The organism is Cryomorphaceae bacterium, from assembly GCA_007695365.1.
Lineage (GTDB): Bacteria > Bacteroidota > Bacteroidia > Flavobacteriales_D > SKUL01 > SKUL01.
In genome coordinates this window covers 37,915-54,764 of record REDV01000056.1, presented here as the reverse complement: position 1 = coordinate 54,764, position 16,850 = coordinate 37,915, and the positions used below count along the sequence as shown (strand labels likewise).

Here is a 16,850-nt window from a genome sequence, read left to right as displayed (position 1 = left end):
TTATTTTTTACCGTGATTTCGTCGCGTAAATAGAATTTGGCGAGTAAAAGTTGCGAAAAAATGTCTTTAGCCTGATCACATGCAAAGTGAGTTCATAGATGTGGTAAAATCCAGAAAAGGGTTGTCAACTTCGCCTTTTGTGGTTTAGTTGCTAATTGAGTGGTGAACGGTTGCGGTTGGCTTCTGTGCCCTCGGGCCAGACGCATGTCGAAGCAGACCACTCCGCAATCCCTGCGGCGTTGTTTCGGTCGAAATAACAGATTTCCAATCATCAAGCATAGTAAAGGCACAAGCGCTGAGCCCACCCCCTACTTTTCAATATTTTTCAACACAATGCCATCCTACCCGCTGTGCTTTCTACCTTTGTGCAAACACGCGCACACATGGAACAATACCACGGCCTGCTCCGGCATATCCTCGAAAACGGAACCCCAAAAAGTGACCGCACAGGCACCGGAACCCTGAGTTGTTTCGGATACCAGATGCGCTTTAACCTGCAAGACGGTTTTCCGGTACTGACCACCAAAAAACTGCACCTGCGCTCCATTATTCACGAGCTGCTCTGGTTTTTGAAAGGCGAAACCAACATTGCCTATCTCAAGGAAAACGGCGTGCGCATCTGGGATGAATGGGCCGACGAAAACGGCGAATTAGGTCCGGTTTACGGCTACCAATGGCGCTCCTGGCCGGCCCCCAACGGCGGACACGTTGACCAGATTGCCCGCCTTGTGGAGGGCATCAAAAACAATCCCGACAGCCGTCGTCACATTGTGTCTGCCTGGAACCCTGCCCTGATTGACGAAATGGCCCTGCCTCCCTGTCATTGCCTCTTTCAGTTTTACGTAGCGGATGGCAAACTGAGCTGTCAGCTCTACCAGCGCAGCGCCGACACTTTTCTGGGTGTACCTTTTAACATTGCCTCCTATGCGCTCTTAACGCTGATGGTTGCGCAGGTTTGCGACCTGGAACCCGGCGAGTTTGTGCACACCTTTGGCGATGTTCACCTTTACAACAACCACCTGGAGCAGGCCCACGAACAACTCTCGCGCGATTGCCGTCCGCTGCCGCAAATGAAAATGAATCCTGAGGTGAAAGACCTGTTCAGTTTCCGTTTCGAAGACTTTGAGCTGGTGAACTACGACCCGCATCCGCACATCAAGGCTGAAGTATCCGTTTGATGAAAATCTCTGTCATCGCAGCCATCGGCCGAAACAGAGCCATCGGTAAAGACAACAGGTTGCTGTGGCGATTGCCGCTCGATATGAAGTTTTTTCGCGACACCACCATGGGCCACCCCGTGATTACCGGCAGACGCAATTACGAATCCATTCCGGAGGCATTCCGCCCCCTGCCCGGCAGGCTCAACATTGTACTCACCAGAAACGCCGGCTACAAGGCCCCCGGAGCACTGATTGTAAGCAACCTCAACGACGCAATTAAACTGGCAGCCGGGCACAATTCGGAGGAAATTTTCATCATCGGAGGCGGCAAGGTGTACGCGGAAGCCATGGCCAGTGGCAGGGTAAACCGACTGTACATTACCCACGTAGAGGATGCCCCGGAGGCCGACACCTTTTTTCCTGATTGGGACAAGTACGCGTGGACAATGGTACACGAAGAACGGCACGAAGCGGACGAGCGCCATGCGCAGGCTTTTGTAGTTAGGGTGTATGACCGCGTGCATTCACAGAGCAGCGGTGCGGTTCAGTGAACATAAAAAAAGGGGAAACCCGATAGAGTTTCCCCGAAAATCGTGAAAGAGAAAAGCCTAGCTTTTCACTTCCTTCAACACGCTTTTGGCACCTTCAACGCTTTCGTCGAGTGCTTTCTGCACCGAGCTGAGCGCTTCGCTACCAATTTCTTTGGCGGCATCGAGCGCAGCGCTTACAGCATGGCCTGTAGCCGAGACAGTGTCGCCTCCAACCTGCTTCACGCCGCTTACAGCACCCTTTACGGCCTCAACAGCCACACCACCTACATCCGCACCAAGATCGCGGGCTGACAGGATGGCCTGCTTAACCGATCCTTTTACCGCATCTTCCTGCGAAACTCCGGCTTTCATGGCTCCCTGAATGGTACCTTCTACAATACCTTTAACGGAGCGAACTACCGTAGCGCCGATGGCTGCCACACCGTGTATCGCTCCGGCAACAATAGATGCCGGAAGCTGAATTCCTTTCACGGCCAATTCACCCACACCTTTGAGCGTGGTAACTGTAACATCGCGTACCGCGTTGGCAACAGAACTACCCACGTCGGCACTTCCTTTAAGGGTTGCTTCTACACCCCCTTTGATTCCGTTTACTACTTTCGATAAGATTTCTATTGGCATAACATTTAATTTTTGGGGTTTCTACGATTTTAAGCAATTTACATTGATTATCATCGACATACATCTGTAATTTAGTTTTTTTTCACGCTTTGGCGTTAATCTTTGTTATACTTGTTAACGCATGTTAAAATTGGTTTGATGTTTGATGCGCGGGGGTGAACCTGTGAATCATGAAAAATCCATTTCTGCCCAGTCATTGTATGATTTTAGGCATGCTTGCACTGTTTGCTATCGGCCTTGTATCCTGTCAGAAGGATGAAGATGATGAACCCGACTTCTCGGCGGTTCGCGATATGGCAATGACCCTTGCTTTTTATGAAGATGCCTTCTCAGTGGTTGACCGCGTAGGAAAATCTGAGCCCGGTTTGCGCAACAATTACGGTCTGCCTGAATGTGCCACCGTGAGCATTGATACCCTCGCCTTGCCCTTTACGGTGACTATTGATTTTGGCGAAAGCAATTGTGTTTCGGACGCAGGCGTAGCCCGTCGGGGTAAAATTCACGTCACCATCTCAGGCCCTTATCAAAATGAAGGAACCACGATTACAAGCACCCTCGAAAACTACTTTGTAATGGACCACCAACTGGAAGGTACGCGCGTGGTGACCAACCTCGGAAACAACAGCGCCGGAAATCTGCATTACTCGGTTGTTGAAAGCGGTGTTACACTCACCCACCCGAATGGCAACTGGACCTCCACATGGCAGAGCATCCGCAATCGCGAGTGGGTGGCCGGTGCCAATACATGGTGGAACCCCTTTGACGATGTGTATGACATTACCGGGAGCGGGGCGGGCGTATCCCGACACGGTATTCCGTACACCATTAACATTACCCAGGCGTTGGAAGTGAAAATTGTTTGTCCGTGGGTAACCGCAGGTACGCTGGAGCTCGTTCCCGAAGGTGCTGCGGCAATGTATCTGGACTACGGTAACGGCAACTGCAACAACAATGCAGTGGTAACATACAACGGTATTGACTATAACATCACACTGAATTGATGGTTGATGCGTTTTAAATCGCGGTTGGTCGAATGGCTGTTTTCACATTGTTTAACCAACCGGATTTTTTTATCTTTGAAACACTCAAATTGAGATGTTAAACAAATGTGCTCTGCGTCGGTTTAGCAGTTGTGTGCCAATGACTAAACAATTTCACAAACCTCCAACCTCACAACCATGCACAGGAAAGTAATTGCCTTGCTTTTAGTGTTCGCTTCTGCCAGTTTGCTGTGGATGTTTGCGCTGCTGAATCAATCCTCACCCGACGGCCATTTTGCATACTCCCCTCTGGATCAGATACTCGTGGATTCGTGTCGCGATGCTCATATTCATCCTGCGGCCTTACAGGAAGACATGTCTGGCAGCATGGTTGCTTTGCAAAAAGTTGTGGACCTTCCAGTAAATAGAGAAGAGGGTGAATGGGTGAACAGAGTGCGTATCACCATCGAGCGGCCCACTCTTCCGGCAGCGATGTTTTGTGAGAAGAACGACTTGTATAAATGGCGCTACCACACTCCGTCATTTTCCATTGAAGCATTGCGTCTGAAAGCTCTTGGCGGCGATGTTCCTGTGTATCGGGTGGAATTGGAGCGTATTCGGGGCCAATGGGATGACTGGGAAAACTTTCTGGTGGAGATGGGTTACGACGAAGTTGCACCCACAGCGCCGGTTCGCAAACCCCTCGAAGTTCCGGGAATTTAAAGGCCAAACTTTTTTACTTGGAGCGCATGGCCTCTACGGGGTCAAGGCGACTTGCCATCCAGGCGGGAATCAATCCTGAAATCAATCCCACCACCACAGAAAGCCCCAAGCCTATCATCACATTGCTGAGGCTTAAAATTATGTCCATGTCGAGTATGGCTCCCACTACGATGGTACCCGCGTAGATCACCAATAGGCCCACCCCGCCGCCGATCAGGCTCAGAATAATCGATTCCGACAAAAACTGCGTAAGGATAAAATTGTTCTTCGCGCCCAGCGATTTTTGAATGCCAATTTGCCCGGTGCGCTCTTTTACCGAAACGAACATAATATTGGCGATACTGAATCCGCCCACCAGGATGGAGAAGCCACCGATTACCCAACCGATGCCATTGATAAACCCGATCAAATCATCAATCAATCCGCTGAGCAAATCAGGCTCAATCACAGCAAAGCTCTTTTCTTCGGTGGGGCGCTGACGTCGGATACTCCTGAGTACCCCCGTGAGCTCGTCGCGCAATTGGGTATTACTTACACCTTCGCGGGCTTTTACCAGCAATTGCGAACCGCTGAGAGCATCGCTATCCACCATGGTTTTGCCGAATCGCGCCGGTATCAATGCCGAATTGTCAAAGCCCGAGCCCAGAATATTCTCCCCTTCGCGCTCAAACACACCGATTACCCGCGCCTTGGCACCACCAATTTTCACGTCGCGATCCATTGCATTCCCATCCGGAAAAAGCTTGTCGGCTACTTCGGCACCGAGAATTACGATGTTTCTTCCGGAAGCCGATTCCATTTCCGTGAAGTAACGTCCCTGCTCAATTTTCAGATTGATAACCTGCTCATAAGGATGGGTAACCATGGCCACCTCCACGTTCTCCACGAAACTGCTGCCCCGCTCAAAGGTGCGATTGATTTTGGACTGCCATGCAACGTTGCTGGCCAGTACCATGCGGTCTGCGAGCATGGCTGCTTCCGACATTTTAGGCTCAGGGCGGCGCCAGTACTTCCACCAGGCGTATTCTTCATCACCTTCCTCCGGGGCAAAGGGCCATTTTTGCACCATCACTACGTTATCGCCAAGGTCTTCAATACTCGCCCGAATGTCATTTTCGAGGGTATCAACCAGCGTAAACACCGAGATAATGGCAAAAATGCCGATGGTGATTCCAAGAAGCGACAACACGGTTCGCAACCTGTTTACCACGAGAGCGCTGAGTGCAAATTGCACGCTTTCAGCAAAAAGCCTGATATAAATAGCGATGTACTTCACGCGGAGAATGAGCAAAACAAAGGTAAGAGGCATTTGTCCGCCGACAGATCAAAAAGTACGAGTGGCATTCGGTGCTTATGTGTGGATTTGAACATTTTCCGTTACTTTTCAACAGGAGCCAAATAAGGCCGTAATCTAGCCTTAATCTTCGTAAAATTGCATCCTTTGTTTCATGCCCTCCAAAACCCCGTATTTCCTTGAAAAAGATAAGCACTGCCCTCATTTCCGTATTTGACAAAACCGGCCTCGAACCCCTTGTGCAAACCCTTCATCAGATGAAGGTAGAAATTATCAGCACGGGCGGCACCCAAACCTATATCGAAAATCTGGGTGTTCCGGTAACACCTGTGGAGAAGCTAACCGGCTACCCGTCTATTTTGGGGGGGAGGGTAAAAACACTGCATCCCAAAGTTTTCGGTGGGATTTTGAACCGCAGAAATGATATGGGCGATCAGGAGCAGATGAAACAATACGACCTGCAGAGCATTGACCTGGTTGTGGTGGATCTCTATCCTTTTGAAGACACCGTAGCCGCGGGGAAATCGCACGAGGATATTATTGAGAAAATTGATATTGGCGGAATAGCACTGATTCGCGCTACGGCCAAAAACTACGCAGATACCACGATTGTGGCTTCTAAAGAAAAGTACCAACCCCTTGTGGATTGCCTCGAGGCAAACAATGGCTCAGTGCCCGATGCCACCCGCGCTGAGTTTGCCACGCACGCATTTCGGGTTTCTTCGGGATATGATACGGCCATCGCTTCTTATTTGGGCAAGGATTCCCGGGAGAGTTTCAGCTACCAAAGCGCCGATGGCCACATTCTGCGCTACGGTGAGAACCCCCACCAGCAGGGTGCCTTTTTTGGCGACCTCAACGCGATGTTTGACCAGCTTCACGGAAAACAACTGAGCTACAACAACCTGCTGGATGTGGATGCGGCTGTGTCGCTGATGCTGGAGTTTACGGACAGTGAGCCCACCTTTGCCATCCTCAAGCACAACAACGCCTGTGGTTTGGCTACGCGCAGCACCTTGAGCGATGCCTATTCGGCTGCCCTCGCTGCCGACCCTGTTTCGGCCTTTGGAGGTATTCTCATTGCCAACCGGCCCATGGATATAGCTACCGCTGAACTTGTAAACGAATTGTTTTGCGAGGTGGTGATTGCCCCCGCATTCGAAGCCGGGGCGCAGGAGCTACTGCAAAGTAAAAAGAACCGCATCCTGCTCCGCCAAAAGCTCTTTGATCTGCCTGTAAAACAGTTTCGATCTGCCCTCAACGGGGTGTTGGTGCAGGACCGCGACGCTTCGATGGAAGGGGCAGACGCTTTTCAGCTCAAGACGAAAAAAGCATCCGACAGCCGCGAGCAGCAGGACCTGGCCTTTGCCAACAAAATTGCCAAGCACACCAAGAGCAACACCATCGTACTGGCCAAAAACGGGCAGTTACTGGCCAGCGGAACCGGGCAAACTTCGCGCGTGGATGCACTCAGGCAGGCCATTCACAAGGCAAAAAGTTTCGGTTTTGACCTGCAAGGCGCAGTGATGGCTTCAGATGCATTCTTCCCCTTTCCCGACTGTGTGGAAATTGCCCACGACGTAGGTATAAGCGCTGTGGTTCAGCCAGGAGGAAGCATCAAAGACGAACTTTCGGTGGCCTTCTGCGACACGCACAACATGGCCATGGTCATGACCGGGGTACGTCATTTCAAACACTGACAGTGCACGGTGAAAAAAGCGCGAACCCCAAGTCCATTCCAACGTATTAAAACCCTACCTTAGGAACTTCACAATCCAGCAACACATGGGCCTATTCAATTTCTTTACCCAGGAAATCGCCATCGACCTCGGAACCGCCAACACGCTCATCATCTACAACGACAAAGTTGTAGTAGATGAGCCTTCTATCGTGGCAAAAGACCGAGCCACCGACAAGATAATTGCAATCGGGCGGCAAGCGCAGCAAATGCACGGTAAAACCCACGAGAACATCAAGACGATCCGCCCGTTAAAGGACGGCGTAATTGCTGACTTTCAGGCAGCAGAAGCCATGATTCGCGGAATGATCAAGATGATTAAACCGGGTAGGCAGCTCTTTACACCGTCTTTGCGAATGGTGATTTGTATCCCTTCGGGCATCACCGAGGTTGAGAAACGCGCCGTACGCGACTCTGCTGAACACGCCGGAGCCAAAGAAGTGTACCTCATCCACGAGCCCATGGCTGCTGCTATCGGTATCGGCATTGACGTGGAAGAGCCCGTGGGCAATATGATTATTGATATCGGCGGAGGAACCTCCGAAATTGCTGTTATTGCCCTTGGCGGAATTGTGTGCGACAAAAACATTCGTGTGGCGGGCGACGAGTTTACCCAGGACATTGAAGAGTATATGCGGCGCCAGCACAACATTCTGATTGGTGAGCGCACCGCAGAGCAGATTAAGATTGAAGTAGGCTCCGCTCTTACCGAGCTTGATGATCCGCCGGAGGACTTTGCCGTAAGGGGCCGAGACCTGATGACCGGAATCCCCAAGGAAATTCACGTTTCGTATTCGGAAGTTGCACATGCGTTAGACAAGAGCATCTCAAAAATTGAGGAGGCCATCCACAGCGCGCTCGAAATGACGCCACCGGAGCTATCGGCCGATATTTACCGCACGGGGATTTACCTCGCGGGAGGCGGTTCTTTGCTTCGCGGATTGGACAAGCGTATTTCGCTCAAAACAAAATTGCCAGTGCACATTGCCGAAGACCCGCTCAGAGCGGTAGCGCGCGGTACAGGTATTGCGCTCAAAAACATTGACCGTTTCCAGTTTCTTATACGTGATTAAAACAACCCTGAAAGCAAGGCCGTGACTCGATGCGCAACCTGATACAGTTCATCCTGCGTTACAAAGATTTCTTCCTGTTTTTAACGCTTCAGGTTTTCGCACTTTACTTGCTTTTTTCGGCCAATGTGTACCACGGTACAGTTGCGCACACGGTAGCCCGCGATTATGTGGCAGGGATGCAACAAATGCGCAGCGGTATGCGCCAGTATTTTCAGCTTAAACAGGACAATCAGGAGCTCGCACGGCAAAACCAGATTCTACTGAACCGCCAACGAAGCTCTTACCGCCGCGTGGACAACGAATACATGATTGTTGACGACACCCTCATGCTTATTCAATACCGCTACGTACCGGCGCAGGTCATTAACTCAAGTATCACCAAGCAAAAGAACTTCCTCACCCTGAATCGAGGCAAACTCGACGGGATCAGTCCTAATATGGGCGTTGTTACCGAGCAAGGCGTGGTGGGTATCGTTCGGAATGCGTCGCGGCATTACTCTACAGTGATTCCTATTATAAACGTTTCGTTTGAGCTGAGCGTGCAAACCAGCCGTGGCAATCATTTTGGACTTGTGCGCTGGGACGGCAAGGATCCCGGATACGCTTTTGTGGAAGACATGGCCAAGCACGCCGATGTGAGCGTTGGCGATAGTATCGTAACCCGCGGTGCATCGGCTATTTTCCCTCCGGGGCTTCTGGTTGGAACCATTGACGAGGTGGAAGACATTCCGGGGAGTAACTTTCATCAAATACGCATGAAACTGGCCCAGCCCTACCGAAATATGAGCCATGTATATGTGATTCAAAACGCATTAAGACAGGAACAATTGGAACTGGAACAAACCCCTTAGGTGATGGCTCTGATAGTGCAAAACATAGTACGATTGCTGGCGCTGATTCTCTTTCAGGGGTTGATTCTCAATTCTATTGGGCTCTGGAACGGTCAGGTGCAACCTATGTTGTACGTACTAGGCATTTTGATGCTTCCTATTGAGGCTCCTGTGTGGCTGGTGCTTGTTGCCTGCTTTTTTACCGGTGCTTCAATTGACCTTTTCCTGGACACCCTTGGCATGCACATTTCAGCCTGTTTGGTAATGGGCATTTTGCGGGCCCGTATTCTTGCTCTTTTTGCTCCGCGTGATGGCTACGAGATAGGCATCAAGCCACGCATTGACAACCTCGGCTTGCAGTGGTTTGTGTCGTACGCGGGAATTCTCATACTGGCGCACCACCTTTGGTTGTTCTTCCTCGAGGTATTCAGGTTCAGCTCCTTTTTTCACACGTTTGCCCGCGCCCTGGGTAGCGCACTCTTTACCCTGTTGCTTTGTATTCTGGTGCAATACCTTTTCTTCTTTAAAAGGCGTTTGTAAAGGATGGACTACAGCGACCGCAAATACGTGATCGGAACCATGATTGTGGTGGTGGCGCTGGTATTCATAGTGCGCTTGTTTTTTATTCAGGTAGTTGATGAGCAGTGGAAGGCGAAGGCAGCCAACATCTCCGAGCGCAAAATCACCATCTATCCGGCGCGCGGTCTTATATACGACCGCTTCGGAAAGTTGATGGTAGGCAACACCGCAGTGTACGATTTAATGGTGATACCCAAGGATGTGGGCAATCTGGATACTGCCCTGTTTTGCAAAGTGGTGGATGTAACGCGCCAGCAATTCAGAGAGAAAATGACTACGGCGCGTAAATACTCGTTGTACAAGCCATCCATTTTTGAGAAGCAAATCCCCGCCGACCAGTACGCCCGAATTGCGGAGCAGATGCATCATTTCAATGGGTTTTACAGTCAGTCGCGAACCCTGCGCAGCTACCCCGACAGCATTGCCGCACACCTCCTGGGATATGTAAGCGAAGCCAGCAGGGCGAACATTGAAAAAGACCCCTACTACCGTCCGGGCGATTACATCGGAGCCAACGGAGTGGAAAACATCTATGAAAAAGCGCTGCGCGGTAAACGTGGGTCCAAACTCGTGGTGGTGGATGTACACAATCGTGTACAGGGCAGTTACAAGGAGGGCCGCTATGATACCATGGCCTACGCGGGTAAAGATCTTACCGCCTCCATTGATCTGGAGCTGCAGAAATACGGTGAGGCACTTCTCAAAAACAAGCGCGGAAGTATTGTGGCCATCGAACCGGCCACCGGTGAAATACTCGCCATGGTTACCAATCCGTCTTACAACCCCAATCTGCTGGTTGGGCGGGTGCGAAGCGCAAACTACCAGAAACTTGCCAAGGACACCCTCAACCCCTTGTTTAACAGGGCCGTGATGGCGCAGTATCCCCCGGGTTCTACTTTTAAGCTCGTCAATGCCTTGATTGGGCTGGAGGAGGAGACCATTACCACGCGAAGCTACTACACCTGCAATATGGGCTACTATTATGGAAGTCGCAGGTTGGGCTGTCATGCGCACAATTCGCACACCGGTTTTCACTACAGCATTGAAACATCCTGCAATGCATACTACTGCCACGTTTTTAAGGGCATCATTGACAAATATCCCAACGCCGAAACGGGATACAACCATTGGCGGGACTATGTGCTGAACTTCGGTTTGGGGCAAAAACTTGGGGTGGACATCACGAGTGAAGTGAGTGGATTTGTGCCGCCTTCTACCTATTACGACCGCTACTACGGGCAGCACCGCTGGAAGCCTCACACCATCATCTCGCTGGCTATTGGGCAGGGCGAATTGGGTGTGACTCCGTTGCAAATGGCCAATATGTGCGCGGTAATTGCCAACCGAGGCTGGTACTATGCCCCCCACGTGATTAGAGCCATTGACGGCGAGCCCATCACTGACTCCACCTACACTGTGAAAAACCACACTGGCATTGACCCCAAATGGTTTGAAGAGACCATACAGGGGATGCATCAGGTAATTGAGCGGGGAACAGGACGCGGAGCCAAATTTGGGGATATTGAGATGTGCGGAAAAACTGGAACCGCCCAGAACCCGCACGGTAAGGACCACTCCATTTTCATTGCCTTTGCCCCGAAAGACAATCCGCAGATTGCCATGGCGGTATACGTTGAAAACGTTGGATTTGGGAGCACCTGGGCGGCCCCTATTACCAGCCTGATGATAGAAAAGTACCTCACCGACAGCATCTCAAGGCCTCATATTGAACAGCGAATGCTGGATGCCAACCTCCTGAACAACTGATTTGCGCGCACAGAAAAACATATGGACCGAAATTGACTGGATGAGCGTGGCGCTGTTTCTGGCACTGCTGCTTATTGGTTGGCTCAATATCTACGCAGCCGGATTGCAGCCCGACCACCCCAGTATGTTCGACACCTCGCAGGAGTATGGCAAGCAGTTTATCTGGATTGTTTCCTCATTGATTATTGCGCAAATCATCCTTCTGATTGAAGGCTCCTTTATGAGGCGCACCGCGTGGTTGATGTACGCGGTGGTGATGTTACTTTTGGTATTGGTGCTCATCTTTGGCCGTGAAGTAAACGGAGCAAAGGCGTGGTTTGGCTTTGGGAGCTTTGGAATTCAACCCTCGGAGTTCTCAAAATTTACGATTGCGCTGATGCTTGCCCATGTGCTCAGTCAAAGTACCACCAGGCTGCAGCGACTGGAAACCAAGTTTATCGTGGCCGCAATCATTCTTTTTCCGGCCATGCTTATTATGCTTCAGCCTGATACCGGAACAGTGCTTGTTTACGCCGCCTTTGTGCTGGTGCTTTACCGCGAGGGATTATCGGGTAACATTCTGTTTTTCGGAATTATCGCGGCAGCACTTTCGGTTTTAGCGCTGCTCTTTAAGGAAGGAGTGGTGAATGTTCCGTTGGTGGATGTTGAAGTAACGGGTCAATACGTGCTGATGGGGGCCATAGCGGGCATGATGCTGGTGGGTCTTTGGATGGTAAGGAGCTTTGCCATGCCGCGTGTTCGCAAAAGGGCCACCTGGTTTTTGGTGCTTACCTGTTTGGGGAGTATTCTGCTTATTGGTTCGGTAGATTATTTTGTTGAGAACATTCTTGAGCCTCACCAAAGCACACGAATCAAGATTCTGCTCGGGCTGGCCGAAGATCCATTGGGAGCGGGGTACAATGTAAATCAGAGCAAAACGGCTATTGGGTCGGGAGGGTTTTCGGGCAAGGGCTTTTTGCAGGGTACTCTCACGCGCTACAAGTACGTACCCATGCAAAGCACCGATTTTATTTTTTGCACCATCGGCGAGGAATGGGGTTTCATAGGTACGTCGGTAGTGGTTATTCTCTTTGCTGCGCTCATCTTGAGGTTGATTTTTATTGCTGAGCGCCAGCGTTCCACTTTCACACGTATCTATGGGTATTCAGTGGCCAGCATCATCTTTATGCACTTGCTGATTAACGTAGGTATGGCCATAGGTTTGGCACCTGTAATCGGAATTCCGCTTCCTTTTATCAGCTACGGTGGTTCCTCAATGTGGGGTTTTACCATTCTGCTGTTCATTTTCCTCAAGCTCGACTCAGAGCGCCTCTATGTGTTGGGATAGCACAAAAAAACCCGGCGCAATGGCCGGGTTTAGTATTTGAGTTGGAGCGGGATTAATAGAACTTCGCCCTGTCATCACGCACGTTGGCTTTTTCTTTCAGTGCGTTGAAAACTTCAGCGTTTACGCGTGATGCCATGCGCGAGTTGAGGGAGCGGATTTCCGAGTCGAAAGAATCCACTTCCATGGGTTCGGTGATGTTTTCCACCTCAACCACATACACACCGCGTTCGCCTTTCAGCGGCACAGAAACCAATCCGCTTTCGAGGGTAAGCACTTTAGCAACCACGGCAGGCTCGCTGCTCCCACCGATGTTGGTGTTGGAAAAACTGATGTTTTGCGCGGTACGCTGACCGGCTCCAACAGCCGTTGCGAGTTCTTTCAGGTCAGTGATGCCCTGCATTTCGGCGATGAGCATCTCGGCTTTTTTGTTTTTGATAACCTCGGCCTCAATCACATCGCGCACATCTTCAAATGACGCGATACCTTCTTCCTTCTTCCCGGTGAGCACAGCCACTACAATTTTGGTGTCAATCTCTATGGGTTCTGAAACCTGGCCTACTTTCGCACCAAAAGCCCAGCGCACAAGGTCAGTTGGGTTGTTGATCTGTCCTACCATATTGGCGAGGCGGCTGATATCGGTAGCAGTTTCTACAGTGTAACCCGCACTCTCTGCTCCTTCCAAAAAGCGGCTATGACTGTCGTAGTTCAGTGAAAATGCGTTGGCCTCTTGATAGGCTTCCTCCATGCTTTCGTTGGATGGTTCGATGTTTCGGGTGAGCGAAACAATGCGGCGCTGGTCTTCTTTGCGCTGACCCAATACCTCCACAATGTGAAAACCGTATTGCGTTTCGGCAATGGTAATGGCACCCACGGGTTCGTCGAAAGAGGCGGCTGTAAACTCGGGCACCATGCGCTCGCGGTTAAACCACTCGTACACTCCGCCTGTACTTACCGACCCCGGATCTTCAGAGAATTGGGTAACCATTTCCTCGAAATTTTTCTGACGCTTCACCACACGCAACAAGCTGTCGGCACGGCTTTTTACCTCGTCTTTGTCTTTTCCGTCGGTGCTGAGGAGGATGTGGCGCACACGTGCCTGCTCTTCCTGAACGTCACCCAATACTTTTGAAATGACATAACTGTTGCCTTGAAGGTAGGGCCCCACAACTTTTCCAGAGTCAGCCTCCATTATCATGGCATCGAGGGCTTCATCATCCATCATCCCGGGTTTGTGAACAATCACCTGGTAAGTACGGGCATCGCTGTTGTTCATTACAAAAACAGAATCGCGGCGGGTTTGCTCAAAGTCGGGAATCATCTCGCGCAGGTAGTTCTGAATGGCCACTGAATCGTCGGCAGAGGGCTTCACGTTGAACAGGATGTAATCAAAGGTGCGCGATTCACCCTGCTTGAAGCGGGCCTCGCCTTTGCGCTCGTTAAAATAAGATTTCAGCTCGCTTTCTGTGAAGTTCACGTCGGCATCGTCAATAGATGCGTACTCCTTCATTACGTAGCGAATGTTGGCTGTTCGCTTCGCGGCGTTGTATTCGTTGCGCGCATCAATCTGATTGGCTACAAGACCTCGTTTGATCATATTGTGGTACTTGTCGTACATGCGCTGATTCAGGATTCTTTCGCGTTGAAGCTCCCAGTAGGCCCGGTACTGCGGGGTTGTGCGCACAAAGTCAAGATACTGACGAACAAGGTCGCGGTCAAACTCACCCGTTTCGGGGTTTACAAAGGTGGGGTCGTTGCGAAATTCGGGCAGCATGTTGTCGCCAAGGGTGAGGTCGTCGAATTCATCCGGAGTAACCAAAACTCCGGCCTTTTGCATTTGCGGACGCATCACCATTTCACGAATCATATTGTTCCAAACGGTGTTTCGGATCGACTCAGTAACCTGGGGCGATGTGGGCTGTCCAAGACTGTTACGGCTTTCGAGCTCTTTCTGAACCCGCTGCTCGTAAACCATTCTGTCGATGGAAGTTCCGTCAATTTCGCCCACGTACTGCTGTTGTACGCGTCCGCCCTGGCTGAACATATCGCTCAACACAAAAGCTACCATTGCTCCACCTATCACAATAAGCAGAAGTCCTGAATTCTGCCTGATTTTACCAATTGCGGCCATTCTGTAAGGAGTTATTTTTTAGGGCTGCGAATATACAACAGTCTATCAACTAAAAAAAGGTACTAATCACGTTTTATCCTGAGGAGCACTTCCTCGATGCGCGTGCTGCTTACTTTGGTCACCAAAATATCGAAATTCAGAATGCGGTGACGGCTTTGTGGCTTGGGTATGTTTTCGATGTGGTTAAGAATGAATCCCGCAAGTGTGTCGTAATCGCCGTGGTCGGGAATGTTAAGTTGATATTTCTCATTCAGGTAATCCACTTCAAGCCTTGCCGAGAGCCGGTATTCATGTTCACTGATTTTCTCTTCTACAAGGTCTTCCTGGTCGTGCTCATCCTCAATTTCGCCAAAAATCTCCTCCACTATGTCTTCCATGGTAATCATGCCTGAAGTACCTCCGTGTTCATCTACCACCACAGCCAGACCGCGACGCTGCTTAATAAAAAGCTGAAGAATTTCACGGGCCGTGATGGTTTCAGGAACGATAGACAGGGGCATGAGAATGCTCTTGATGGATTGAGGGCTGTTGAACAGTTCATTACAGTGCACGTAACCGATGATATGATCAATGGAATCGCGATAAATGAGCACCTTGCTATAGCCCGTTTCAATGAATTTAAGCCGGAGTGTATTGATGGATTCATTGACCTCGAGCGCCTCTATTTCAGGGCGGGGAACCATGCAGTCGCGTGCTTTGATATTTCTGAAATCCAGTGCATTTTTGAGGATTTCAAGCTCGTTTTCTAGTTGCGAGGCATCTTTTTGTCCTGAGCTAAGGCTCTTTACGTATTCGTCGAGATCGACCCGTCCGAACACTGCTTCCTGCCTTGGAATCTGTATGCTGAAGAGGCTGAGCAGCTTTTCCGATAAAAAAGTAAAAACTACTGAGGGTAGGTAGAGCAGATAATAAAACAGTGCAACTGGAAGGGCAAAGAATGTCAGTGCTGCGTTGGGGTTGATACGAAACAGGGCCTTAGGCAGAAACTCTCCTGTAACAAGAATGATCAGGGCAGAAATAATGGTCTGCAGCACCATCACAAGCACATCGGAGGTTGTTTCGCCAGGGAAAATTAGCCATACAACCAAACGGCCCATCAGGATACCATACACCACCAGCGTGATGTTGTTTCCTACCAGCATAGAACTGATAAACCGGCCCGGATTTTTCATGAAACCCGAAATTATGCGCGCACCGTAGCTGCCTTTTTTTACTTCGAGCTCAATCTGAAGTTTGTTGGCCGACACAAAGGCTATTTCCATGCCGCTGAAAAAGGCAGAAAGTGTAATGGAAAGCAGAATGAGCAAAATGAGTAATTCCATACTATGGTTTCTGATCCAGGCCCTCCATGCGTTTCACCATGAACTTCCTCGCTCCGTAGGCCATGCCGGCCAGCACGGGAAAAATGAGGTACATGGAGCCTTCCTGCCATCCTTCGGCGGAAATCATCCATATGGCAATGATGGCACTGATAATGGTTGCAGCCAGCCAGAAGCCGGTCATAAACTTATGGTAGGTCATCTTCTTCATCATCCATGTAAAATTCTCCGCGGGGGTTAATAATGCGATACCATGAAAACGTTTCGTTTGCCCGCAGCCCATCACCAAAAATAATGGTTTCGTCGCGGGTTATTTTCACAGGCTCGTCGGTATAAATCAGGCCGCTGTCGCGATCCATAATCAGCAAACTGGTTTCGAGGGTTTCGCCCTGTTCATTGGTGAAAAATACGGAATCCTCAGCTATCATCAGATTGCGATGGTGATATTGCAGGGCTCTCAATGATTGCAGACGCGATTCTTCCTGCTGCAGTGAATCGTAAAAAATCAGTAGAAAGCCGCTGCTGAATTCGGTTCGCCCGGTGTCGGCACCAAAGCGGTTTACCTCTCCGGCCATAACCCTGTTAAGCACCTGACCTTTTTCGGTGTAGGTATAGGTAGCATTGTAGGTAGTTTGAAAAGGCCATTCATCCTCAGAGGCAAAGGCCATCACTTTTTCCAACTCATTTTTGCACGAAAAAAGCAGCACAACAACAAGTGCTGTGCTGCTCCATCGTAGCAATGTGGAATGCGTCATTGCGC

The 16,850-nt window shown here is 50.3% G+C and carries 16 protein-coding genes; 10 read left to right on the top strand and 6 right to left on the bottom strand.

Annotation, left to right across the window (positions count from 1 at the left end; all coding sequences use genetic code 11):
- Positions 1 to 383 precede the first annotated feature (383 nt).
- Positions 384 to 1,178, top strand: a complete 795-nt coding sequence (locus tag EA392_03325; GenBank protein ID TVR40727.1) for a thymidylate synthase — start codon at positions 384 to 386, stop codon at positions 1,176 to 1,178.
- Positions 1,178 to 1,711 (top strand): dihydrofolate reductase, encoded by a 534-nt coding sequence (locus EA392_03320; GenBank protein TVR40726.1) that lies wholly within the window; start codon positions 1,178 to 1,180, stop codon positions 1,709 to 1,711. Before EA392_03325 ends, EA392_03320 begins: the two co-directional genes overlap by 1 nt.
- 57 nt (positions 1,712 to 1,768) lie before the next feature.
- Here EA392_03320 and EA392_03315 read toward each other — a convergent pair whose 3' ends face one another.
- On the bottom strand, positions 1,769 to 2,332 hold the full coding sequence (locus EA392_03315) for a hypothetical protein (GenBank protein TVR40725.1): 564 nt from the start codon (positions 2,330 to 2,332) through the stop codon (positions 1,769 to 1,771).
- A gap of 903 nt (positions 2,333 to 3,235) precedes the next feature.
- Between EA392_03315 and EA392_03310 the strand changes: the two genes are divergently transcribed.
- Both EA392_03310 and EA392_03305 read left to right on the top strand, forming a co-directional pair.
- Positions 3,236 to 3,295 carry a hypothetical protein gene (locus tag EA392_03310; protein TVR40731.1) on the top strand — a complete coding sequence of 20 codons (60 nt, stop codon included), beginning with the start codon at positions 3,236 to 3,238 and terminating at the stop codon, positions 3,293 to 3,295.
- Positions 3,296 to 3,510: 215 nt separating this feature from the next.
- A complete protein-coding gene (locus EA392_03305) occupies positions 3,511 to 4,035 on the top strand; it encodes a hypothetical protein (GenBank protein TVR40724.1) in 525 nt (174 codons plus the stop codon).
- A 13-nt stretch (positions 4,036 to 4,048) separates the two neighbouring features.
- On the opposite strand, the gene EA392_03300 is transcribed toward EA392_03305, so the two are convergent.
- Entirely contained in the window at positions 4,049 to 5,344 is a 1,296-nt protein-coding gene (locus tag EA392_03300) for an FtsX-like permease family protein (GenBank protein TVR40723.1), read from the bottom strand.
- Between the two features lie 173 nt (positions 5,345 to 5,517).
- Between EA392_03300 and purH the strand changes: the two genes are divergently transcribed.
- The 6 genes from purH (at position 5,518) to rodA (ending at position 12,643) form a co-directional block, all read left to right on the top strand.
- Positions 5,518 to 7,029: a bifunctional phosphoribosylaminoimidazolecarboxamide formyltransferase/IMP cyclohydrolase PurH gene (purH, locus tag EA392_03295; GenBank protein ID TVR40730.1), complete on the top strand. Its 1,512-nt coding sequence runs from the start codon at positions 5,518 to 5,520 to the stop codon at positions 7,027 to 7,029.
- Between the two features lie 85 nt (positions 7,030 to 7,114).
- Positions 7,115 to 8,140, top strand: a complete 1,026-nt coding sequence (locus EA392_03290; protein TVR40722.1) for a rod shape-determining protein — start codon at positions 7,115 to 7,117, stop codon at positions 8,138 to 8,140.
- 29 nt (positions 8,141 to 8,169) lie between these two features.
- Positions 8,170 to 8,991, top strand: coding sequence for a rod shape-determining protein MreC (gene mreC / locus EA392_03285; protein ID TVR40721.1), 822 nt, complete (start codon positions 8,170 to 8,172; stop codon positions 8,989 to 8,991).
- Positions 8,992 to 8,994: 3 nt separating this feature from the next.
- The gene (locus EA392_03280; GenBank protein TVR40720.1) at positions 8,995 to 9,510 is read left to right on the top strand and encodes a rod shape-determining protein MreD; all 516 of its coding nucleotides are present in this window, start codon (positions 8,995 to 8,997) and stop codon (positions 9,508 to 9,510) included.
- Positions 9,511 to 9,513: 3 nt separating this feature from the next.
- Positions 9,514 to 11,316 carry a penicillin-binding protein 2 gene (mrdA, locus tag EA392_03275; GenBank protein TVR40719.1) on the top strand — a complete coding sequence of 601 codons (1,803 nt, stop codon included), beginning with the start codon at positions 9,514 to 9,516 and terminating at the stop codon, positions 11,314 to 11,316.
- 40 nt (positions 11,317 to 11,356) lie between these two features.
- Entirely contained in the window at positions 11,357 to 12,643 is a 1,287-nt protein-coding gene (gene rodA, locus EA392_03270; GenBank protein ID TVR40718.1) for a rod shape-determining protein RodA, read from the top strand.
- A 52-nt stretch (positions 12,644 to 12,695) separates the two neighbouring features.
- Here the strand turns inward: rodA and EA392_03265 are convergent, their stop codons facing one another.
- The 4 genes from EA392_03265 to lptC all read right to left on the bottom strand — a co-directional run bounded on the left by EA392_03265 (position 12,696) and on the right by lptC (position 16,845).
- Entirely contained in the window at positions 12,696 to 14,771 is a 2,076-nt protein-coding gene (locus EA392_03265) for a hypothetical protein (GenBank protein TVR40717.1), read from the bottom strand.
- Positions 14,772 to 14,833: 62 nt separating this feature from the next.
- Positions 14,834 to 16,093 carry an HlyC/CorC family transporter gene (locus EA392_03260; protein ID TVR40716.1) on the bottom strand — a complete coding sequence of 420 codons (1,260 nt, stop codon included), beginning with the start codon at positions 16,091 to 16,093 and terminating at the stop codon, positions 14,834 to 14,836.
- A 1-nt stretch (position 16,094) separates the two neighbouring features.
- Positions 16,095 to 16,292 carry a hypothetical protein gene (locus tag EA392_03255; GenBank protein ID TVR40715.1) on the bottom strand — a complete coding sequence of 66 codons (198 nt, stop codon included), beginning with the start codon at positions 16,290 to 16,292 and terminating at the stop codon, positions 16,095 to 16,097.
- The gene (lptC, locus tag EA392_03250) at positions 16,279 to 16,845 is read right to left on the bottom strand and encodes an LPS export ABC transporter periplasmic protein LptC (protein ID TVR40714.1); all 567 of its coding nucleotides are present in this window, start codon (positions 16,843 to 16,845) and stop codon (positions 16,279 to 16,281) included. Before lptC ends, EA392_03255 begins: the two co-directional genes overlap by 14 nt.
- Positions 16,846 to 16,850 lie beyond the last annotated feature (5 nt).